Below are 20910 nucleotides of genomic sequence, written 5' to 3'. Positions count from 1 at the left end.
ACACTCAAATAACGAAAATAAGAAAAAAGGAAGTGGATATGGCAATACTAAGATTGGAAGCTAAGCAGCTATATTCTGTAGCAGATCTAGAGAATATGCCATGTAAGTCGACCAAGGAGTTACCTCCAATTGATGAAATCGTGGGCCAAGAGCGCGCGCAAAAAGCGGTCGAGTTTGCGATGTCCATCAAAGAGAAAGGGTATAACATCTACGCCATTGGTCAGAATGGGCTAGGTAAACGCACCATGATCTTGCGCTATCTGAATCGTCACCAGCACGATGCAGCAGCCCTGTTTGATTGGTGTTACGTTGCGAACTTTGAGGATACCCGTACACCAAAGGTATTAAAGTTGCCTTGTGGTATCGGAAATAAGCTACGTGTTGATATTGAAGCTTTAATGGGCAAATTATTGAATGCTTTACCCCTAGCATTCGACAATGAAATGTACTTTAGCCGCGCTGAGCGATTAAAAAATCAATTGGCAGCTAAGCAACAAAACGAGCTGGATCGTATTAGTCGAGAGGCAAAAGAAAAGGGCATCAGCCTAACACTGACTACGCAGGGGGATTATCAGTTTGTCGCCATGAACGGTGATGAGCTTCATACGGAAGAGTCTTTTGATGTACTAAGCAAAAAAGAACAAGAGCAATTCAGCGATGCTATTGATGAACTCGAAGTGCGATTGCGCTCGATGGTTCGTGAGCTTACGGAGTGGGAAGAGACATACAGCGATAAAATCAAAAAGCTCAATGATGAAGTGACGCTTGATGTGATTACTCACTTCATCAAAAAACTCAAAGTGGATTACGCGCAATATTCCGAAATCAAAACCTACTTAACTGAGCTGCAAAAAGATATTGTTGAAAACGCAGATATTTTCCTTGACCAAAGTGGCGAGCAAGGCGAAATTGCGACGGCATCCTTGGATAAAAAATTGCCACGTCGTTATAAAGTGAACGTCTTGGTAAGCCGTAAAAGCAGCGAATTTCCTATCGTTGTTGAAGAAAATCCCAATTATCATTCACTCTTCGGGTCGATTGAGACTGCCACTTTCAAAGGAACGGTGTTTACCGACTTCTCGCTGATTCGTGCAGGGAGCTTGCATAAGGCGAATGGCGGCGTTCTATTAATGGATGCTCAGAAAGTACTTGAACAGCCTTACGTTTGGGATGGTTTGAAGCGCGCATTGCGTGCTCGTCAATTGAGTTTTACGTCTCTAGAAAAAGAAGTCACATTGACGGGAGCGGTATCACTCGATCCTGAACCGATTCCGCTTGATATCAAAATTATCTTATTTGGTGATTACCGAACTTACCAATTACTCCAACATTACGATCCTGAGTTCAGCGAGTTGTTCCGTGTGACGGCAGATTTCGAAGACGAAATGAAACGTACGCCGGAGTCTGAGCTGCATTACGCGCGCTTTATCTCTAGCGTGGTGCATGACAACAATATGCTGCATTGCGATCGCAAAGCCATTGCTCGAATCATCGAATACAGCTCACGTTTGTCTGGCGACCAATCCAAGCTATCTCTGCATTCGGCTAATATCGCCAACTTGCTTCGAGAGTCGAACTACGTGGCTCGTCAAGCCAACTCTAACATGATCCGTATTGGTCATGTTGAAGAGGCGCTCAATAACCAAGAAATGCGAGTAAGCCGATTACGCGATAACGTAATGGAAACCTTTATTAACGGCACAACGCTGATTCGCACCGAAGGAGAAGCCGTAGGCCAAGTGAACGCACTTTCGGTATTGAGCACTAGTGACTACATGTTTGGTGCACCGAATCGCATCACAGCGACGACGTGTTACGGTGATGGGGATGTTATCGATATCGAGCGCAGCGTGGATTTGGGGGGCAGTATTCACTCTAAGGGCGTGATGATTTTGTCTGCCTACTTATCTTCCGTATTTGGTAAAACGGCACGAGTGCCATTAACGACAACCATTACCTTTGAGCAATCTTACGGTGGTGTTGATGGTGATAGTGCCAGCATGGCTGAGTTATGTGCGGTTGTGTCTGCTTTTTCAAAGCAACCAAATCGACAAGACATTGCGATAACAGGGTCGATGAATCAATTTGGTCAAGCTCAGCCTATTGGTGGCGTAAACGAAAAGATCGAAGGATTTTATGATGTGTGTGTAATTAAAGGTCGTCATGACGGGCAGGGGGTCATTATTCCGCGCTCTAATGTTCACAATCTAATGCTTCGTTCCGACATCGTGAAAGCAGTCGAAAAAGGCGAGTTTAATATTTGGGCGATTGACCATGTTACTGAAGCTATCGAATTGTTTACGGGGAAAGTTGCTGGTGAGCCAACCGATGAAGGTTCTTATCCAATCGATACCATTTTTGGCCTTGCTCAAGCTAAGCTCAATTCGTTGAGAAAATAGGCTGAAACCGTCCTAAATGTGAATGTATCTCATCATAAGTGATCATAAGTTATCATAACGACAATATCCCGACGCTACTGTCGGGATATTGTCAATAACAGATTGAAAATGGAGAGTTTTTGTACTAGACAAAAGTGTGATCGACCTCTAATATTCGCCACTTGTTTATTCGTCTGGGATTTATCCCGTCGCAAGGAAGCATAGATATTCAAACTGCCGAAAAGTAACGTTGTTATAAGCACTGCTCGAGTTTGTTTGGATATAGACATCACGCATACAACTGAGGCCCTGTCATGCAGTTATCACTGAAAAATTTGTCAGTACGAACGCAAATTTTGGTTCCGGTATTATTTACCGCGATTGTTTTGTTTATTGCTCTTTGGATTACTAAAAACAATCTTCAAGCAGAGCAAGATGTTATTGCTTCCAACCAAGAATCTTTGGTTTTTCACAAAGACACATTGGCGAGTATTGACGACCAAATTTACCCTCTGCGCATAAGCGCGGTTTACGCTATTTACGATGCTTCTCGTCGTGAGAATTTTCTAACCGAATTGAAAGAAGGCTTAAAGCAAGTTGATGCCGATTTAAGCGCAATTGAAGCCCGAAACCTATTCCGTGACGATGCCGTTAAAGTTCGCCAAGCAATTGAATCCTATGTGCGATATTCAGAGCGCTCAGTTGCTTTCTTCAACCAATACGATCAAGGTTTGAAATCGGATAGCGAGTACCGTGCATTTGTCAAAGAGTATCGCAATGTTGGCCGAGAAATGGTCCAACAAATTAACACACTATCAAAGCATGTAAACGAGCAAGCTGAACAATCTACTATCAGAAGTCATCAGCAAAATGAACGTGTGCAAAATAACGCTATGTTGACGGTTTTAGCGGTATTTGCTTTCTCATTGATAGGCGCTTGGTTCCTATCTGGCATGATTGTTACACCAATCCAAAAGCTGCAAGAAGTGATGCGTCAGTTAGCAATGGGTAATCTATCAGTACGTGCAGATGTCGATGGGGACAATGAGATCTCTAAGCTGAGCAAAGATGTAAACCAAACCGCAGAGCAGTTATACAACACTGTGGACCAGTTAACCCGTATTAGTGAGGAAGTTGCATCTGCATCGACCGAATTAGCTGCGGTAATGACGCAAGCGGAAGCGAACGCTCAACAAGAGTTGGCGGAGATCGAGCAAGTTGCATCTGCGGTTAACGAGCTTGCAAGCACTGCGAATAATGTGAGTGATAACGCGACCTCTGCTGACGCAACCGCGCGTGAAGCTGATGGACTTGCTCAATCAGGTTTGGCTATCTTCCAAGAAAGTGCGGAAGCAAGTGCGCAAATGTCTCAAGCATTGAACGATGCAGCGCAAGTTGTTTTGCGTCTAAAAGAGCAATCTGTACAGATCAACGATGTTATTGAAGTGATTCGCGGCGTATCTGAGCAGACCAACTTGCTAGCATTGAATGCTGCGATTGAAGCGGCGCGAGCTGGTGAGTCTGGTCGTGGTTTTGCGGTAGTAGCTGATGAAGTACGAATGCTAGCAGCGCGTACTCAAGACTCGACACAAGAGATCCAAACGATCATTGAAGAGCTTCAAGCGCAGTCTGGGCTTGCGAATGACAGTATGCAAGTCAGCCTTGATATGCTTAGCCGCAACAACGAGCTGACGCAACAAGCTAATGAAGCGTTGGTTGGAATTACCGAGTCAGTCGCCAACATCAACGATTCAAACACGCAAGTAGCAACCGCAGCCGAAGAGCAGTCTCAAGTTACGCAAGATATCAATCGCAACGTGGTTAACATGTCGGAGCTTGTAAACCAAAACGTAGCGGGCATCAGCCAGAGTGCAAGTGCGAGTACTGAGCTTTCATTACTTGCAGAGAAGCAGAAAGAGCAATTAAGTTTCTTTAAGCTTTAATTCATCATCTACTTATCAAATCTCTAAATCCCTGAGTGAATGCTCAGGGATTTTTTTGTTTGTAATAATCGGATTTATTATCAATAAGTCTATCTAAAACAGTCAGTTAACAATATTTTTTGCGGGCAATATCACGTTTTGTGATATTGTTTTTACATTTTTTTCGTCAATTTTTTTTTGACGCGAACATTTTTTTTAACTCAACCGATAACTTGATGGTTGAGAGGTATTCATATCGTCATTTTAAGTGGTGTTTTCTTCTATAAGCGCTGTTTATTCAACACGTTGCGTGAAAAATAACAGCTGCTACTATGCCGCCAGTTTTCTCGTTGGTACAGAAAAGTCCTGTTTTTCTGGTGAGAAAACACATATAAAACAATGATATGGAAAATAACAATGAAATTAAAAACTTTAGCTGTAGCAGTGGCGCTAATGGCATCAGGATCTCAAGTTGTCGCTTCAGAACTATACAACCAAGATGGCACTTCTCTTGAGATGGGCGGCCGCGCTGAAGCGCGTCTTTCTATGATGGATGGTAAGGCAGAAGACCGTACTCGCATCCGTCTTAACTTCCTAGGCAAACAGGAAATCAATGAAAACCTATACGGCGTTGGTTTTTGGGAAGGTGAGTTCAAAACAAAAGAAGAAGGTGCCGTAGATAACAATAGTGACCTTGAAACTCGTTACGCTTATGCGGGTCTGGGTGGCAAATACGGTGAAGTAACTTACGGTAAAAACGACGGCGCACTAGTGGTTCTTACTGACTTTACTGACATTATGGCTTACCACGGTAACACAGCAGCACTTAAACTGCCTGTTTCTGACCGTACAGATAACATGCTGTCTTACAAAGGCCAATTCGAGCAACTAGCTGTACGCGCAAGCTACCGTTTTGCTGATCGCACAACAGATGCACAAGGCTTTACAGACAACGAGGAAGATGGCTTCTCTCTATCTGGTGTTTACGCGTTTGCTAACACTGGTTTTGAACTAGGTGCTGGTTACGCAGATCAAAACGACAACGATGAGTTCATGCTGGTAGCTGCATACTCTGTAGGTGACTTCTACTTCGCTGGTAACTACACTGGCGCGGATATGGATGTTGCAGGTAAGACTTTTGATTACAAAGGCTACGAACTAGCCGCTGCTTACACTATGGGTCAAACTGTATTCACTTCTACGTTCAACAAAGGTGAACTAGAAGACGCAGATACTGTAGAAAACCTAGCTGTTGATGTAACTTACTACTTCAAGCCTAACTTCCGTGGCTACGCATCATACAACTTCGATCTAATGGATAACGAAGGCGCGGCTGAAAAAGATGAGCTAGCGCTAGGTCTACGTTACGACTTCTAAGTCATGACTCTTATCTAAGATACTGCCTTATTCTTAGTAAATAAAAACCCCTTACTGAAAAGTAAGGGGTTTCTTGTTTTCTAGCACTTCAAAGCTTCTTGATAAGCGATAGGGGTTATCAAATCTATCTTTTTAGTGTGAGCTTAGTCCCATCAAATTTGAGGTGACTGAGGAGGTTTTTAGCGTTGTTTTTACCAACCTCATCAAACTCCATTCCGTAGCGAGCATAATGCGTTGATTTTTGTAAATTACAAATACGACCTCGCAACGGCGCTAGCATACGACTTTCTCCGGGCATCGTTAGATCCAATGAAACGTGGTCACCAACCTGAAGTGGTCGGCTCATTGGTGATGTTACAAAACGACAGCCACTACGAGATAAATCTCTTATTTCGCATTCAGTTCGATAGGCTTCTAAACAAACACGCGCTCTCAAATTTACTTCGTAACGCACTTCTTTGCGAAGCTGAAAGACCTGCATAGTGTTGGGTAGGTCTAGCACCAAAATTGGGTACGGATCGCCTAGTCGATGCTGTAATTGGGCCCGAAATGGGATAACGGCCCCTTCACCTCGATGAGAGTAGGCTTTTACATTGATCCAAAAGCCTTCTTGAAAATAGAACTTCAAGTCTTCATCGGAGATGTTCGGAACCTCTATCAATGCAGTATTATTTGAGTGACAGCCAACAAATGTGCTGGTTGTAATAAACTTTGTACCAACGGGGGTGGTGACGTTTAAGCTCACTTCACTGCCATGTTCGACCATTGCCATTGCATCGGTGCTATTTAATGTACTTGCCTGACGTTCTGGTGCCTTCTTGCTTTGCAGAGGTAGCTTGCCGTCTCTGGCAATTGGGCTCATATTTCTCATTATAATTGTCGTACCTGATGTAAGAAGGTAATCGCGTGAGGCGAAGCAGCACTCTCGCATGGTATCGATTTTATTCAGTGATATAGTTTGATTCAATCAATCTGTAACAAAAATTAGAGAGCAAGATATGCATAAAGTAACTCATGAGACCACGAATAGTACATTCTGGGTTGATTTAGAGCAGGGTTATAAAGCCAAGGTGATTTATCAGCTTAAGGGTAATGTCATGCACATTACATCAACGGTTGTTCCTGAAGCACTGCGAGGTAAGGGGTACGGAAAAGTGATGATGGAAGCGGTGTTGCCAGAAATTGAGTCACTCGGTTATCAAATCAAACCAGTTTGCCCATATGTTATTCACTACATGGAGAAGAACCAAACGTGGTCACATCTGCTCGCATGATGAGTAACAACCACCAACGCTACCAAAATATTGGCCAGGAACTCAATCTAGGTAATTACCGCTCTGTAGAAGTCATACAATCGCTATGGGGAGGCTATGGAGAGTTAGTCCAAGTTACTTATTCTACTCGTTCGGTGATCATTAAGCATGTAAAACTCCCTAAGCCTTCAGAGCATCCTAGAGGCTGGAATACGGACCGTTCTCATCAAAGAAAGTTGCACTCTTATCAGGTGGAAGTGAATTGGTATGAGTATTTTTCCGGAGGGGTGGATACTCGCTGCCGAGTACCACAAGGTCTAAAAACGTTCCAATCGGAGAATGAATGGCTCATTGTGATGGAAGATCTCGCCGAGGTGGGCTTTCCAAAAGTCATCACAGATGCACAGCTAAAGCATTTACAAGCCTGCCTCACTTGGTTGGCGAACTTTCATGCGCGATACATCGATGTTCGTTCGGATAAGTTGTGGCATACCGGTACATACTGGCACTTAGCAACCAGACCCGACGAGCTTGAAGCATTGCAAGACACTGAGCTACAAAATGCGGCTCAATTGATTGATCAAACGCTTTCGCAAGCTAAGTTTAAAACACTAGTACATGGTGATGCCAAATTGGCGAACTTCTGTTTTGATGAAGAAGAATCAAGCGTTGCTGCGGTTGACTTTCAATACGTTGGATGTGGGTGTGCAATGAAAGATGTGGCACTGTTTATGAGTAGCGCCGTTAAGCCAGAACGTTGTGCAGAGATGGAAGTTTGGGTTTTGGATACGTATTTTGCTCAGTTGCAATACGCGCTAATGGTCTATCAACCGAATCTTGACCCTAATGAAGTCGAGCGTGAATGGCGTCCTTTGTTTGCTGTGGCTTGGGCAGACTTTCAGCGATTTGTGAAAGGTTGGAGTTCCGACCACTGGAAGATCAATCCCTACACAGAAGCATTGACTCGCAGAGCGTTGGCTTACTTACGAAAGTGAGTCGAAGTTTAAAAAGAAAAGCCTCCAATTAGTAGGAGGCTTTGTTTTATCTTTGGCCTGGTCTGATGCGCGCCATGTAATAGGTATTGATGAATTCACCATCACGGAAGGAACCGTCAATCGCTTCACCCTCAATTTGAAATCCATGCTTTTTATAAAGCCCAATGGCGGCGTCGTTATCGGCATTGACCTCTATCTGAATTCTTCTCACATTTAACCAGTTATCTGCTAGTTCAGTGACTGTTTCTATCAATTTGCTACCAATACCAAGTCCGTGGAAACTATCATGTACTCCGATGCCAAACGATGCCGTGTGCATCGTTCTTGGACGTAGAGAGTGGTGAAAGCCAATATTACCGACGACTTTACCATCAATTTCAGCGACATAGCTATAAACACCATCAGGTATGTTTGACAATCTTTCCACCCACATCGCGAGCGAAGGCTTTGGGAGTTGCAGGGTTTCACGCTGTGCTTTTGGTTGTGAATAGATTTCTACGAGTGCCGCTGCGTCTTCGACGGTCGTTGGACGTACGATAATTTCCATGCCTCTCTCCTTCGCTTTTTAGTTTTAATTTTTAATCTAACCACAGTTTTCTTATTTGGATAGTATTTTTTTATGTTTAATGGATAAATGCCTTTTAAATTAGCTTGTTATGATGTCTTTTTTTAATTTTCAGTAGTGATTTATCATCGAATTGAGCGAATAGATTGCAAAGGTGTTGAATTATTGTACTGAGAATGGTGCGTACTGCAGAGTATCGTGGTGAATTTCATGTCGCAGTAAATAAACGCATTTAGTCAAACTGTGATGACGGCACTGTGCGTCAGTTGACTTGAATCAATAGAGGATGGGGTTACCTCCTATGAGGTATAGGGAAACGACACGTTTAGGGCTATTTATGCTTAACTTGATAAGGGAGTTTTGTTGAGGAAATAGCATGAAATCCTCTCAGTCTAAAATATCGCAAAGTCGGCGCCGATTTTTGCGTGATACAGCTCGAACTGCGGCTGGTGTTGGCGCAGCTGCGTGTGTATTGGGCTTACAATCGCTACAAAGCCAAGCTCGAGAAACCAAAGGTGTGCCTATTCGTCCGCCTGGTGCACTGCCGGAAGGCGATTTCGAATCAGCTTGTATTCGATGTGGCTTGTGTGTTCAGGCATGTCCTTACGATACCTTGAAACTTGCGACATTACTTTCACCCGTCGCGACTGGCTCACCTTACTTTACTGCACGCGATATTCCCTGCGAAATGTGCGAAGACATTCCTTGTGTTGTCGCTTGTCCGAGTGGGGCGCTGGATCCGAAACTAACCGATATTGATGATGCTCGAATGGGTACAGCGGTTCTTATTGACCATGAAACTTGCCTTAACTGGCAAGGGTTACGATGCGACGTTTGTTATCGCGTTTGTCCGCTGATTGATGAAGCCATCACGTTAGAGATGGTTCACAACGATCGAACTGGCTATCACGCCAAACTTATCCCTACAGTGAATTCCGAAGTGTGTACCGGATGTGGTAAGTGTGAACAAGCGTGCGTGTTGGATGTCGCTGCTATTAAAGTCGTCCCGACGGATTTGGCGAAAGGCAAAGTGGGCAGCCACTACAATTTTGGTTGGAAAGAGCTCGACAAACCACTCGAAAATATCCTCCCTAGTGAGACGCCTGTGCCGGAAGGTGCGCTTGAATCGCTAAAAGGAGGTAAGTAATGGCAAAGAATTTAGCTCAAAATGCTGGCAAAGAAGCGCTTGAAAAGCTTGGTTGGTGGCGCGCGCATCGGTTTTTGATTTTACGTCGGCTATGTCAGTTCACCATCATTGCGCTATTTATGGCTGGGCCGACGCTGGGAATTCTAACTGGTAATCTGTCATCAAGTATGTTGCTCGATACCGTGCCGTTAAGTGACCCGTTAATCGTGCTTCAAGCTTTGGCGACAGGGCATGTTCCGGAGTTTAATGCGTTGTTAGGCGTAGTGATTGTCGTGGTGTTTTACGCGATTTTGGCGCCGCGCGCATTTTGTGCTTGGGTGTGCCCGTTGAACATCGTGACAGACTTGGCGGCGTGGTTGCGTCGAAAGTTCAACATTAAAGCGAGCTATCGTTGGTCTCCCGTGATTCGTTATTGGCTGATCCCTGTTTTGATGTTGGGCAGTGCGCTATCTGGCGCGATTCTTTGGACATGGTTAGATCCAGTTGCGGCACTGCATCGCGGGTTGGTGTTTGGTATGGGCGCAGGTTGGGTGCTAATCGCCCTAGTGTTTGTGTTGGATTTACTCTTGGTTGAGCATGGGTGGTGTGGGCACTTGTGTCCACTGGGGGCTACCTATGGCGTGATAGGCCGAAAAAGCCTGTTGCGCGTTACTGCTGTTCGGCGCGAAGATTGCACCAAATGCATGGATTGCTTTTACGTTTGCCCAGAACCAGAAGTGCTTCGGCAGCCTTTGAAAGAGGGAGATCGTCGAGTTATGGATCAAAACTGCATTAGCTGTGGCCGTTGTTTGGATGTGTGTCCAGAACATGTGTTTGAATTTAAAAATCGCCTATCAGTAAAAGTCATTGATTAAGCCACTGAGCACATTTACTCATGCTTTAGTTCTCTTGATACTTGAACATCGCGCTTAGCCAAGGAATTGAGTGCGATGTTTATCTTCATAACAATATTCCTCAGCCATATCAGCTTGCTCTGGGTTGAAAATAATAATGATATTGCGAATTTGTTACATTTAAAGCTATGATGATGCCTTCATATTTAAAGGAAACATCATGACTACCTCATCGCACGGCTGGAGAACGCCGCAAAATTTCCTCCTGTTAATTTCCATTATCGTGCCCATTGCTTTTTCTACCTGGATGGCGTTGTTGAACAACTTTGTTATAGAGAAAGCAAACTTTGATGGTGCCGACATAGGCCTATTGCAAAGTGTGCGCGAAATTCCGGGTTTTTTGGCCTTTACCGCCGTGTTTGTATTGCTGTTTATCCGAGAGCAACGCTTTATGCTCGTATCTTTGGCGATGCTTACGCTTGGTACGGCATTAACAGGTTATTTTCCCACTTTGTACGGTCTACTTTTTACAACCTTGTTAATGTCCACCGGCTTCCATTACTTTGAAACACTCAAGCAGTCTTTGTCTTTACAATGGCTATCTAAAGAAGAAGCGCCAGAAATGCTGGGTAAGTTTATTTCTGTTGGAGCTTTGGCTTCTCTGTTTACCTACGGCGCCATTTGGGTTTCGCTCGAACAGCTCAAACTTGATTTTAAAACGGTCTATTTAATGGCTGGTGGTTTAGGTTTTGTGCTCATTTTGGTGATGGCATTTGCCTTCCCACAATTTAAGACAAAAGTGCCTCAGAACAAGAAGCTCATCCTGCGTAAACGTTACTGGTTATACTATGCGCTTACGTTTATGAGTGGAGCACGCCGTCAAATTTTTACGGTGTTCGCTGGTTTCTTGATGGTAGAAAAGTTTGGTTACTCCGCCGCAGATATTACGTTGCTGTTCCTGATTAACTATGTCTTTAACTTCTTGTTTGCGAAGCGAATAGGCCGTTTTATCGGCGTTGTAGGTGAGCGCAAAGCGTTGATGTTTGAATACGTCGGTTTGATCTTCGTGTTTGTCGGGTACGGTTTGGTGCAAACGGCTGAGTGGGCGGCAGCATTGTATGTTGTCGATCATCTATTTTTCGCGTTAGCGCTTGCGATTAAAACCTACTTCCAGAAAATTGCCGACCCAGCAGATATGGCGCCGACCGCGGGCGTTGCGTTTACGATTAACCATATTGCGGCGGTTGTAATACCTGTTACGTTTGGTGTGATTTGGCTGGTTTCACCTGCTAGCGTATTTTACATCGGCGCTGGTATGGCAGCAGTGAGCTTGCTGTTGTCACTCAATATTCCAGCGAAGCCGGAAGAAGGCAACGAAACTCGCTTGTTGAAGTGGAGTTAAGTTGGTACTCACTATCTAATCATTAAAGCGAATACCTGTAATTAGACTCGCTAAAAAGGGTGCTTATGCGCCCTTTTCTTTTTATTGCAAATAGATAATCCCTCCAATGGTTGTCAATGCATGCCACGTCCGTTAGGGTTTAGAACTAAGTATTTCGAAATAACTTGGGCATAACTGACGCGAAACAATAAGAGGGGAGCTATACAGTGCAGATACATGGCAGAGAGTTGGATTTAGATCTAGGAAGCCGTCACATCGTTATTCAGCGCCGCTATGAGGCGTTAGGTGCTGCAAACGACCTACTCATTGCTATTTGGTTTTTAATTGGTAGCTTTTTCTTTTTGAATGATTCGTTGATTGAAAGTGGTACTTGGCTTTTCATTGTAGGCAGTGCGCAGTTGATCATTAAGCCCCTGATAAAACTGATGAGTTTAGTTCATGTTGGTCGTTTGAATAAGCAACTTTCTGGCACATCAGCGAGCCGCTGAAATTACCGCTTCTTTTGAATACTTGCAAGCAAGAAGCCAACAGGCGAGTTATCGAGGGGAAAGACGGAAGATAACGTGGTCACAACACTAACCACGTTATGTTCAGTTTGAAGCTTCAGAATTTAAAACGGATACCAGAACAGTTGTGTGTCCATCACACGCTTGCTGATCGCAGCAATCACTATCACCGCAATCCCAGCCATGCAGATCATATCGGCTTTGGTCAGTGGTTTTAAGCTGTACCAAGTGCGAGAGGAGTGGCGGCCAAAACCACGTAGCGTCATCGCGTTTGAGATTTGATCGGCTCTGTCTAAACTAGAGAAAATCAGAGGTCCAAGAATCTTCGCGACGTTCTTCATACGATTGAACAACGGAGCCTTCTTGCTCAGTTCTACTCCGCGTGCTTGTTGCGCGTGCATGATGTTAACAAAGTCCTTTTTCACTTCCGGCAAGTAGCGCAGCGTTAAGCTTACGGCATAGGCGATTTTGTAAGGTACACCCAAGCGGTTCAAGCTGGCTGAAAACTCCGTCGGGTGAGTGGTAAATACAAACACCAACGCGATTGGAAACATGCTGAAGTATTTCAACGTCACTGTTACTAGGTAAAACAACGTCTCTTGAGTGAGCGAGTAATTACCGGGTAACGAGAGTAAAACCGTTGATGAGCCCATGAATTCAGTACCTTGTTGCGGTGCTAACGCGAACATAAACAGGGCATTGATCAGTAATACCGTGCCTGTACCGAATAACAGCGGTTTGTAGACATGAAAGGGCACTTTGGTCATTTTCAATAAGCCCAAACCCAGCACGATCAACAGCGCGATGATTCGCAAGTCAAATGTGGTCAATACCACCGTTACCCAAGCAATGAAAAGCAAGAACTTAGTAATGCCATTCAACTTATGAAGTGGCGATTGGGTATCGATGTAGTTGATACCAAACTTCATCTTATTGTCTTTCATGCCACCGCTTTCTCTAGTTGGTTTACGTCGTCGCTTTTTTGTTGGCGGTGCGCTTTTTCTACATTGATAAAGTGCTGCATAAAGCCATTGGTGTCCTCGATACCAACTTTCGTAGCCAACTCAAACAAACTTGTGGTAGTGAGGTTTGCTTGGTCTAGTAGCTCTGGACTGCTGAATACCTGCGTCATTGGTGCATCCGCGACTAATTTACTGTCTGCAATCACGATAGAGCGCGAGGTGTATTCCAACACTAAATGCATGTCATGAGAGATGATCATTACGGTTACGCCCAACTCGCGATTGAGCTTTTCGATGAAACTCAGCATAGACGTGTAGTTTCGATAGTCCTGACCTGCCGTCGGTTCATCAAGGATCAGAAGCTCTGGTTCCAAGACCAAAATTGACGCAATGGTTACGCGCTTTTTCTGGCCGTAGCTCAATGCTTCGATTGGCCAGTGACGGTATTTGCTCAAACCGCACAGCTCAAGGACTTCAAGTACTTTAGCTTCGATTTGTTTCTCTTCAACGCCACGATTACGGAGGCCGAAGGCCACTTCGTCGAAAATCATGTGATGGGAAATCATGTGATTCGGGTTTTGCATCACCACACCCACTTTCTGGCTGCGCTCGAAGATGGTCAGTTCGTTAAGATCTTGACCATTCATGCTCATTGAGCCGCTATCCGCTTCAATAACGCCCATAATCAGTTTGGTGATGGTCGATTTACCCGAGCCATTTTTGCCAAGTACAGAGACAAACTCGCCACGCTTGATGTCAAAACTCACGTCTTCTAACGCGTTTTTCTCACCGTCGTAAGAATAGGTGAGGCCACGGACTTCAAGCAAAGTCTCGGCTGGCGTTTTGGGCGGTTGTGCTTTTGAACCATCAAACCATGCTTGTACTGCCGGTTTATATTGCTCCAACGGTAAGGTAGTTAAGCTAGAAGGTTTTGCATCGCCCTCAATCGCGCAGCCTGCTTCTTTCAGTGCTGAAATATAAAGCGGTTCGCGGATGCCGTAATCTTCTAGCAGAGGCGACGCTAAAATTTCATCTGGCGTTGTATCGGCAATGATTTTGCCGCTTTCCATCAAGATAATACGGTCAACTGAGCAATGCAGAACGTCTTCAAGACGATGCTCAATGATTACGATGGTTTTGCCCGTTTCGCGGTGTAGATCATCGATGATCTCGATGGTTTTTTTACCCGTTTTAGGGTCAAGCGCAGCTAGTGGTTCATCAAACAAAAGGATATCGACATCATCGACGAGAATGCCCGCCAAAGAAACACGCTGTTTCTGCCCGCCAGATAAATCGTGGGGTGAGCGTTCTAGCATCTGTTCCAAGTCGACCATTTTGGCCGTGGCTTTGACCAATGGGTACATGTCGATATTTGAAGTTAGCTGGTTCTCCAGCGCAAATGCAATGTCTTCGCCAATGCTCAAACCGACAAATTGGCTGTCCGTATCTTGCAGTACGGTGCCAACTTGCTCAGTGTATTGGTGCATGTCGAAAGGGGCGGTGTCTTGACCATTGATGGTCAATGTTCCACTGGTTTCCCCTTTGATTGCGTGTGGGATCAGTCCGTTAAGACATTGCCCAAGGGTAGATTTACCACTACCACTTGGACCGATAATGACGATTTTCTCTCCTTTCTCTATCCTTAGATTGATATTTTTTAGCGTCGGTTTGTCCAGCGACTCATATCTAAAAGAGAAGTTAGAAAATTCGATTGTCATTCGACATTAAGCCTCTGTTAAGTTACGGCTTTGCTTGTTACGTTTAGCGACAGACTTAAGAATGAAGAAGCCAACAATAGCAATAAGAATGGTGTTACCGATCGCGATAATAGAAAGCTGGGTAAACACTTTAGTGAACGGTTCTGCGTATAAAATCGTGTCGAGGAATGCAGAGCAACCGTAACCAAATACGTTGCCTAATAGCGCAAGTACTACGAATAACGCGAAGTCTTTCATATTGAAATCACCTTTCTCCAAACGGTAGCGCGTTAGAGAAGGGAATAGACCGATAATCAAACCAACAATACCTGAACCAAGTACCCAAGTGAGCCATACGCCCCAACCAGCAAATAGGTCAGTAACCCAGTGACCAATAAAACCAACCAAGAAGCCAACAAGTGGTCCAAATAGTACTGAGAACAATGCTAATACTGCCATGGCTGGTTTTAGCGTTGTGTTTGCAAACACAGGGATGCCAAACATAGGTAAGCCGCCGATACCGTAAAGAGCAGCACCGATTGCAATAACCACAACAGTTTTAGCGGAAAGATTCATAGATAACCTCAGTTCAATAGTCGATTTTAAAGAACGTTTAATTGATTTGTCGGAAAGCGTTAGTTATTTGATTGTGTAACATATATTCAAAACAACCAAGCTGCTTATTGTTTGCTCTATTTTTCTTCAGGAAATGTGTGATTTGATTCACGCATCCCTTTGACTGGCTTTGGTTTTAGCAAGCATTAAAAATAAGGCGCGCATTATACAGAATATTAATAAAAGTGGGAATGCTATCTATCTGGATGGCTAGAATGAATCAGGGGCTGATCGTCAGCCCCTGATTACACGGTTTGATGTTATTTTTACCGATAAATGAATGCGCTATATGTTCATTAATGGTCGAGGTATAAATAGTTCTGCCAGCTCTTCATACGAATAAGAACTTTGCGCATCACTGATACGTGAGTAAAGCTGTCTGAATAAACTGCAACTTCAACCGCAGTACCCATTGGTAGGTGGTATCCACTCAAGTCGTCGGTAATTTTCAGCTTCGCAAAAACACGTCCGCTCGTGCGCAAGGCATCAGTCCCAAGCAGAGCGCCTCGCGCTTGAATTTGGCTTTCACCAATGGCTGGAATCACGTCAATGACTTCGCCACGGAACACTTTGCCCGGAATTGCGCGGAACATAAATTCTGCTTCAAAGCCTGGCTTCAAGCGTTGTAATGAGTTCTGTCTGAATGCCGCGGTGTACGTAATGTCTTCGGTATGTACGAAGGTCATTGCCGGGGCAAGTGGCAACGGCACAGCCATAACACCAGGACGCAAAGCCAATTGCGTAACGTAACCATCGGTTGGCGCACGAACGACGGTTTGCTCTAGGTTAAACTCTGCTTTACGCAGCTCGGCAAGAAGTTGCGCGACTTGGGTATTTTCGCCTCCGATTTCAGAGTCCAGAGCGATTTGCGCTTGTTCTTGTTGCAAAATCGCAACGTCTAACATGGCTTCTGCCGCTTTATACGCTTGGCGTCGAGTATCCAAATCTTGTTCAGTAAACGCGCCACGATCAAAGCCCCTTTGATATCGGCTAAATTCCCTTTGTGCTTTATCTCTGTCCGCTTGCGCTTTCAATACAGCAGCTTCTGCCTCTCTTAGATCAGACTCTAAGCCCAACGCACCTTGGCTTGCTTCTTTGACTTTCGCTTCCAGGCGAGCAACTTCTGCTTCAAAAGGCACAGGATCGATTTTGAAAAGAATATCGCCCGTTTTGAGCGGTTGGTTGGCCTGGACTGGCACTTCCACCACGCGGCCACGCACGCCAGAGACGATAGGCGTAGTCGGGAACACTTGGTTACCCAATTGAGTAAATGGGTGGTTGTAGTTCATAAGCAGCACGAGTGTGCCCACTAACACTACGCCGCCAAGTACGGCGGTTGGAACGGTCCATTTGTTTAGAGGAATATTGAAAATTTTAAAAATGGCAATACAAAGAGCTGCGTAAGTCAGAATCAGCAATAAGTCCATTATTCGTCCTCTTTACTTTGTTCAGGCAAAGGCTTTTGCTGAATCTTTTGTTGTTTCAACATCGATACTTCGTTTTTGAGTTCGTTGACTTCATCGATGAGTTCTTCAAGGCGGTGATGAATGTCGTGTGTTTCTTGTTCTAGTTGTTTAAAACCCCAGCCGCGTTCCTTGCGCCATAATGTTGCCCAGATCCATAAAAATGGCCACAGCGCATGCAAAGTGAAAAGGCTGACCCAGCCAGCGTAGTGAATTGCGTCTTGGTGCGGGTGCTCTCTCTCTTTGGCGATTTCATATGGAATATCATGGATGACAATGATTCCGTAAAAGATCACTAAAGCAACGAAGATGAGTAACCCAAGTGCAAAATAGTCTAGAAACATCTTACCTACCTGTGTGTATTGCGAAATGGAAAATCTACGTAAATTAACAATTTAAGTATTTGTCTTAACTACAGATGAATCAAGCGGTTTTTATGTAGGAATTATGTTTATGCGATGTAAGTATCCACTGATGTTCATTGACAGTTAAGGTGTTGCTGAGTACTTATTTAAACAAGCAGTGAAGTGATATAGGAAGGATAAGTAACAAGTATACTAAAGCCCCAGATATCAACCGGGGGCATGGTTTAAAGTTCGGTACAGACTTGGTTTCTGCCATTGGCTTTGGCGCGATAAAGAGCTTTGTCTGCACGATAAAAAGTTCGCTGAGTATTCTCGCCTTCTCGATGCAAGGTAATCCCTATGGATACGGTCAGCCCCCGTTCACCAAGAATATCGTCCCAACCATATTGATAAATCCGTTCACGATAATTCTCGGCATGCATTTCTGCGTGTTCCAGTTGGGTATTCTCAAGGATCACGAGGAACTCTTCACCACCAAATCGTACGCACGATGCGCCTTTAAATCTGAAGTAGGACGCCAGTTCCTGTGACACACTTTTGATCGCTTTGTCGCCCACCAAGTGGCTTAGTTCGTCATTGATGGATTTGAAGTGATCGATATCGATGACCATCAATGCAAATGCAGTATCGTGCAGAAGTAGATCTTTTAGTTTAACTTCTAACCAGCGTCGGTTGTGTAAAGACGTAAGTGGATCGGTAAAGACGTCCTGCTGTAGCTGAGCAACAGTATTTTTATGCTGCTTGGTGGTTTCTTTTAGTTCTTTGTTTTCTAGCTCTGACAAAATGAGTTTGAGTTGTAACTCAAAGCGTGAAAGTCGGCGTAGTTGAGCAGACCCTAACTCACCGATCGGAATATGTTTTACAAGATCAGATTCGATTCTATGCGCTTTTTTTTCACAATTTAATGCTTCTTGATACAACCCTTGAGAGGCGTAAACTTGACTCATCGCGTTATAAAAATGCTGAGTAACGATAGGAGATAGCTGCTTTTGAATCCTTTTACTGATGGAGTCCAACGTTAAATTAGCTAAAGAAGTGTGCCCTACACCGTTTAGACAATACGCAGTCTCAATTTTGACCATCGTGGATAACCAGTATGTCGTGGCACTACCCGTTGTATACTGAACATTCGAAATAGCCAGCAACGCATTGGGGTAGTCTTCTTGCAGACGATGTAATTTGGCTCGGTAGAGGTGAATTTGTGCGGCGAGGTTTTTATCACTGACGAGAATGCTCAGTTCTTCACATTCACTCAATAGCTCTTTGGCGTCTGCGGTACGGTTCAAGCTGATATAACAGGCAAGCATGTACAGCTTGTAACGAAGGCGTAGGGATCGACTGCCAATAGCGTGATCGATAGCATCTATTTTTTGATAATAACGTAATGCACGTTGGTGATCCCCATAGGCATCGCACAAATTACCCATTCCAATAATGGCCAATACGTACTCATCAATATAGCCGTACTCGACGGCGATATTGGTTGAAGCAACATACTCGGTTAATGCCGCATTGTAGTCACCTACTTCAACTAAACGCTCACTCAAGCTTGCTTTCACAGAAAGAATATCTTCTACATCCTCTGGTAAAACAAGCAACTCAAGCGCTTGTTTCAATTCACTAATGCTGTCGTTGAGCTGTTTGATCTCTCTTCGATACTCGGCGCTAATGATATAGCAATGCGCTTTCTCTCGGTTTGTTGACGCAATATGTAACCCTATGTGTTCCCATAGCGTAATCGCTTCTTCACCTGAAACGGAAGAAGGATCGATACCTGCGTCAGTCACCTTGCTAAGCAGTTGTTCCATTCTTCATTACCTCAATATAACTTTCTTCGAGCTGTTCTAACGTGAATGGGAAGGTCAGGATATCTTGCAAATACAGTATCGGTTTAGGGCCTTTGATTCCGCGTCGCTTCCATGGATAGATGTCTAACATCGCTTGGACAGTGCGGTAGACCTCTTCTGCTGCTTGACCTTTTTCTGCAATTAACATTGCTAGCCTGTTACTGGAAATTCTCGAGATGAGGTCGCTGGAGGTTGTCAATGCATGAACGAGCTCGGTACAAACATCGAGAACTTCAGGGTTTGAATGCTGAATCATAATGATGGCGTGGTTAGAGCGTTTGAGCTCCGTTTTAAACAAAACTAACTGTTCCCACCAGTAGGTCTCAGAAACGACATTAGAGAACTGTTTTTCAGGGTCGTATTCGTGTTGAGAGCGAATATGATTGATCAGCTTACGTGCTCGCTGCTCTAGTTGGCGTTTAGAGCCTCTTGCTTTATCCATGCTGATTCGATGAGTTTGTTCTTTGAGCATTTTGAGTGCGTGCTTACGGTATTTCTTGAACGCGTTAAACGCAGACTCAAAGTCACCTTGTTCTTCAGCGACTCGTGATTGTTGGAAGCAAATTTGGCTGAGTAGCTCACCGTGGTCGAAACTGAGTGCAGACTCTTCTGCTGCAAGTAGCAACTTGGCAGCGCTGTCTGTATTTTGGCGCAAAAGCTCAAGTCTTGCTCGGCTAATAAAAGAGTGTGCTTTCATCCAAACGAGGTCATGCTCAATGGCAAGCTGGTGGGCTTTTTGGGTGGCTTCTTCGGCCGCATCAAGGCGTTCTAGTCCAAGCAGTGCTAACCCTTTAAAGTCCCAGATCTCGGCTTGCCACGTACTGTCATCATGATCTTTTAATACTTCGGTTGCTCCATCCAGTACCGTAAGCATCTCGACAAACTTATTTAGTAAGTAATAGTCCCAAGCTAATAGGATGCGCGCTTTGCCTTCTAGCCAAGCAATACGAACATTGTTTGCCACTTTAACGGCTAACTCATGAGTTGAAGCGGCAAGTTGGTGTTCATTAGTGATGCGCCATACATTACCAAGCCCAATTAGAGATTCGATTTGAATTTCAACATCATCAACAAGAGCAGATTGTTCGAGCGCATTAATCCAATATTGTTGCGCGGAATAATACTTTGCTTGGCCCCAATATTGGAGTGCAAAAAGATGGAGAATTTCCGGGAGATGATCGTCGGTTTCAAGCTGTGTTTGTTTGCTGTAAGCGTCTTTGACGAGTTTTAAGCCTTGTCGGTAATCCATTAGGCACCAACAGCATTGCGCCATGATGAGTAAGGCTTTGATCTCTCCGTCCACAAATAAAATTTGTTCCGCGCGGATACGATATTGCTGCGCAACATTAAAGGTATGTTTAGGGGCCGATTTTATTTGGCCTTTAAGCTTAGTGAGATCATCTTCTAGCTGAATTTGGTTTTTATCCAACGTTCACATCCATGACTATCGAACTGGAAATCACACCTAATATTAAGTGGTTAGATGCATGTTTCTTTACCAAAGCGATGCGGATAACGTTTTGGTAAACGATCAGGGGCCGTAATGTATACCGTTACAACCCCTAATTACTACATCTAAATTA

Annotated in this window: 18 protein-coding genes; 9 read left to right on the top strand and 9 right to left on the bottom strand. The window is 44.3% G+C overall.

All coding sequences use genetic code 11. The features are described 5' to 3' along the window. Window positions 1-38: 38 nt before the first annotated feature. The 3 genes from R7Q48_RS04660 (at window position 39) to R7Q48_RS04650 (ending at window position 5677) form a co-directional block, all read left to right on the top strand. Window positions 39-2399: a Lon protease family protein gene (locus tag R7Q48_RS04660; RefSeq protein ID WP_005375118.1), complete on the top strand. Its 2361-nt coding sequence runs from the start codon at window positions 39-41 to the stop codon at window positions 2397-2399. A 293-nt stretch (window positions 2400-2692) separates the two neighbouring features. Beyond that, complete coding sequence (locus tag R7Q48_RS04655; protein ID WP_005375120.1) at window positions 2693-4321, top strand: methyl-accepting chemotaxis protein; 1629 nt, start codon at window positions 2693-2695, stop codon at window positions 4319-4321. Between the two features lie 396 nt (window positions 4322-4717). Then, window positions 4718-5677 carry a porin gene (locus R7Q48_RS04650; protein ID WP_017635483.1) on the top strand — a complete coding sequence of 320 codons (960 nt, stop codon included), beginning with the start codon at window positions 4718-4720 and terminating at the stop codon, window positions 5675-5677. Between the two features lie 124 nt (window positions 5678-5801). Here R7Q48_RS04650 and R7Q48_RS04645 read toward each other — a convergent pair whose 3' ends face one another. Further along, window positions 5802-6548: a flagellar brake protein gene (locus R7Q48_RS04645; protein WP_042521645.1), complete on the bottom strand. Its 747-nt coding sequence runs from the start codon at window positions 6546-6548 to the stop codon at window positions 5802-5804. A 127-nt stretch (window positions 6549-6675) separates the two neighbouring features. Here R7Q48_RS04645 and R7Q48_RS04640 point away from each other — a divergent pair, with 127 nt between their 5' ends. Continuing rightward, entirely contained in the window at window positions 6676-6951 is a 276-nt protein-coding gene (locus R7Q48_RS04640) for a GNAT family N-acetyltransferase (protein ID WP_017635482.1), read from the top strand. Then, window positions 6948-7925 carry a phosphotransferase gene (locus R7Q48_RS04635; protein WP_017635481.1) on the top strand — a complete coding sequence of 326 codons (978 nt, stop codon included), beginning with the start codon at window positions 6948-6950 and terminating at the stop codon, window positions 7923-7925. The genes R7Q48_RS04640 and R7Q48_RS04635 overlap by 4 nt, the downstream gene beginning before the upstream one ends. Before the next feature lie 46 nt (window positions 7926-7971). Here R7Q48_RS04635 and R7Q48_RS04630 read toward each other — a convergent pair whose 3' ends face one another. Further along, window positions 7972-8472 (bottom strand): GNAT family N-acetyltransferase, encoded by a 501-nt coding sequence (locus R7Q48_RS04630; protein WP_017820512.1) that lies wholly within the window; start codon window positions 8470-8472, stop codon window positions 7972-7974. Between the two features lie 394 nt (window positions 8473-8866). On the opposite strand from R7Q48_RS04630, the gene napG reads away from it, so the two are divergent. From napG to R7Q48_RS04610, 4 genes are all read left to right on the top strand, one after another. After that, a complete protein-coding gene (gene napG, locus R7Q48_RS04625) occupies window positions 8867-9637 on the top strand; it encodes a ferredoxin-type protein NapG (protein WP_064376387.1) in 771 nt (256 codons plus the stop codon). Further along, complete coding sequence (napH, locus tag R7Q48_RS04620; RefSeq protein ID WP_170894191.1) at window positions 9637-10491, top strand: quinol dehydrogenase ferredoxin subunit NapH; 855 nt, start codon at window positions 9637-9639, stop codon at window positions 10489-10491. The genes napG and napH overlap by 1 nt, the downstream gene beginning before the upstream one ends. A gap of 199 nt (window positions 10492-10690) precedes the next feature. Next, window positions 10691-11872, top strand: a complete 1182-nt coding sequence (locus R7Q48_RS04615; RefSeq protein ID WP_318132183.1) for an MFS transporter — start codon at window positions 10691-10693, stop codon at window positions 11870-11872. 206 nt (window positions 11873-12078) lie between these two features. Then, window positions 12079-12360, top strand: a complete 282-nt coding sequence (locus R7Q48_RS04610; RefSeq protein WP_025768568.1) for a YrhK family protein — start codon at window positions 12079-12081, stop codon at window positions 12358-12360. A 122-nt stretch (window positions 12361-12482) separates the two neighbouring features. On the opposite strand, the gene R7Q48_RS04605 is transcribed toward R7Q48_RS04610, so the two are convergent. The 7 genes from R7Q48_RS04605 to R7Q48_RS04575 all read right to left on the bottom strand — a co-directional run bounded on the left by R7Q48_RS04605 (window position 12483) and on the right by R7Q48_RS04575 (window position 20756). After that, entirely contained in the window at window positions 12483-13322 is an 840-nt protein-coding gene (locus R7Q48_RS04605; RefSeq protein ID WP_005383942.1) for an energy-coupling factor transporter transmembrane component T family protein, read from the bottom strand. Further along, complete coding sequence (locus tag R7Q48_RS04600) at window positions 13319-15058, bottom strand: ABC transporter ATP-binding protein (RefSeq protein ID WP_005375132.1); 1740 nt, start codon at window positions 15056-15058, stop codon at window positions 13319-13321. The genes R7Q48_RS04605 and R7Q48_RS04600 overlap by 4 nt, the downstream gene beginning before the upstream one ends. Window positions 15059-15064: 6 nt before the next feature. Then, a complete protein-coding gene (locus R7Q48_RS04595) occupies window positions 15065-15613 on the bottom strand; it encodes an ECF-type riboflavin transporter substrate-binding protein (RefSeq protein ID WP_005375133.1) in 549 nt (182 codons plus the stop codon). A 335-nt stretch (window positions 15614-15948) separates the two neighbouring features. Further along, a complete protein-coding gene (locus tag R7Q48_RS04590; RefSeq protein WP_005375134.1) occupies window positions 15949-17079 on the bottom strand; it encodes an HlyD family secretion protein in 1131 nt (376 codons plus the stop codon). Further along, window positions 17079-17459, bottom strand: a complete 381-nt coding sequence (locus R7Q48_RS04585; RefSeq protein WP_005375135.1) for a DUF3302 domain-containing protein — start codon at window positions 17457-17459, stop codon at window positions 17079-17081. The genes R7Q48_RS04590 and R7Q48_RS04585 overlap by 1 nt, the downstream gene beginning before the upstream one ends. 245 nt (window positions 17460-17704) lie before the next feature. Further along, window positions 17705-19288: a GGDEF domain-containing protein gene (locus tag R7Q48_RS04580; protein ID WP_256903364.1), complete on the bottom strand. Its 1584-nt coding sequence runs from the start codon at window positions 19286-19288 to the stop codon at window positions 17705-17707. After that, the gene (locus R7Q48_RS04575; RefSeq protein WP_054729922.1) at window positions 19272-20756 is read right to left on the bottom strand and encodes a hypothetical protein; all 1485 of its coding nucleotides are present in this window, start codon (window positions 20754-20756) and stop codon (window positions 19272-19274) included. Before R7Q48_RS04575 ends, R7Q48_RS04580 begins: the two co-directional genes overlap by 17 nt. Window positions 20757-20910: the final 154 nt, after the last annotated feature.

The sequence above is a fragment of the Vibrio sp. 378 genome (genome assembly GCF_033339435.1).
The sequence above is the reverse complement of the archived record's forward strand: the minus strand, read 5'-3'. Positions and strand labels throughout refer to the sequence as shown.

Bases quoted from the DNA above. Each gene is read 5' to 3' on its own strand.
- R7Q48_RS04655 (WP_005375120.1), top strand. From the start codon at position 2,693: ATGCAGTTATCACTGAAAAATTTGTCAGTACGAACGCAAATTTTGGTT.
- napH (WP_170894191.1), top strand. From the start codon at position 9,637: ATGGCAAAGAATTTAGCTCAAAATGCTGGCAAAGAAGCGCTTGAAAAG.
- R7Q48_RS04650 (WP_017635483.1), top strand. From the start codon at position 4,718: ATGAAATTAAAAACTTTAGCTGTAGCAGTGGCGCTAATGGCATCAGGA.
- R7Q48_RS04630 (WP_017820512.1), bottom strand. From the start codon at position 8,472: ATGGAAATTATCGTACGTCCAACGACCGTCGAAGACGCAGCGGCACTC.
- R7Q48_RS04635 (WP_017635481.1), top strand. From the start codon at position 6,948: ATGATGAGTAACAACCACCAACGCTACCAAAATATTGGCCAGGAACTC.
- R7Q48_RS04580 (WP_256903364.1), bottom strand. From the start codon at position 19,288: ATGGAACAACTGCTTAGCAAGGTGACTGACGCAGGTATCGATCCTTCT.
- R7Q48_RS04585 (WP_005375135.1), bottom strand. From the start codon at position 17,459: ATGTTTCTAGACTATTTTGCACTTGGGTTACTCATCTTCGTTGCTTTA.
- R7Q48_RS04660 (WP_005375118.1), top strand. From the start codon at position 39: ATGGCAATACTAAGATTGGAAGCTAAGCAGCTATATTCTGTAGCAGAT.
- R7Q48_RS04595 (WP_005375133.1), bottom strand. From the start codon at position 15,613: ATGAATCTTTCCGCTAAAACTGTTGTGGTTATTGCAATCGGTGCTGCT.
- R7Q48_RS04615 (WP_318132183.1), top strand. From the start codon at position 10,691: ATGACTACCTCATCGCACGGCTGGAGAACGCCGCAAAATTTCCTCCTG.
- R7Q48_RS04590 (WP_005375134.1), bottom strand. From the start codon at position 17,079: ATGGACTTATTGCTGATTCTGACTTACGCAGCTCTTTGTATTGCCATT.
- napG (WP_064376387.1), top strand. From the start codon at position 8,867: ATGAAATCCTCTCAGTCTAAAATATCGCAAAGTCGGCGCCGATTTTTG.
- R7Q48_RS04645 (WP_042521645.1), bottom strand. From the start codon at position 6,548: ATGAGAAATATGAGCCCAATTGCCAGAGACGGCAAGCTACCTCTGCAA.
- R7Q48_RS04640 (WP_017635482.1), top strand. From the start codon at position 6,676: ATGCATAAAGTAACTCATGAGACCACGAATAGTACATTCTGGGTTGAT.
- R7Q48_RS04605 (WP_005383942.1), bottom strand. From the start codon at position 13,322: ATGAAAGACAATAAGATGAAGTTTGGTATCAACTACATCGATACCCAA.
- R7Q48_RS04600 (WP_005375132.1), bottom strand. From the start codon at position 15,058: ATGACAATCGAATTTTCTAACTTCTCTTTTAGATATGAGTCGCTGGAC.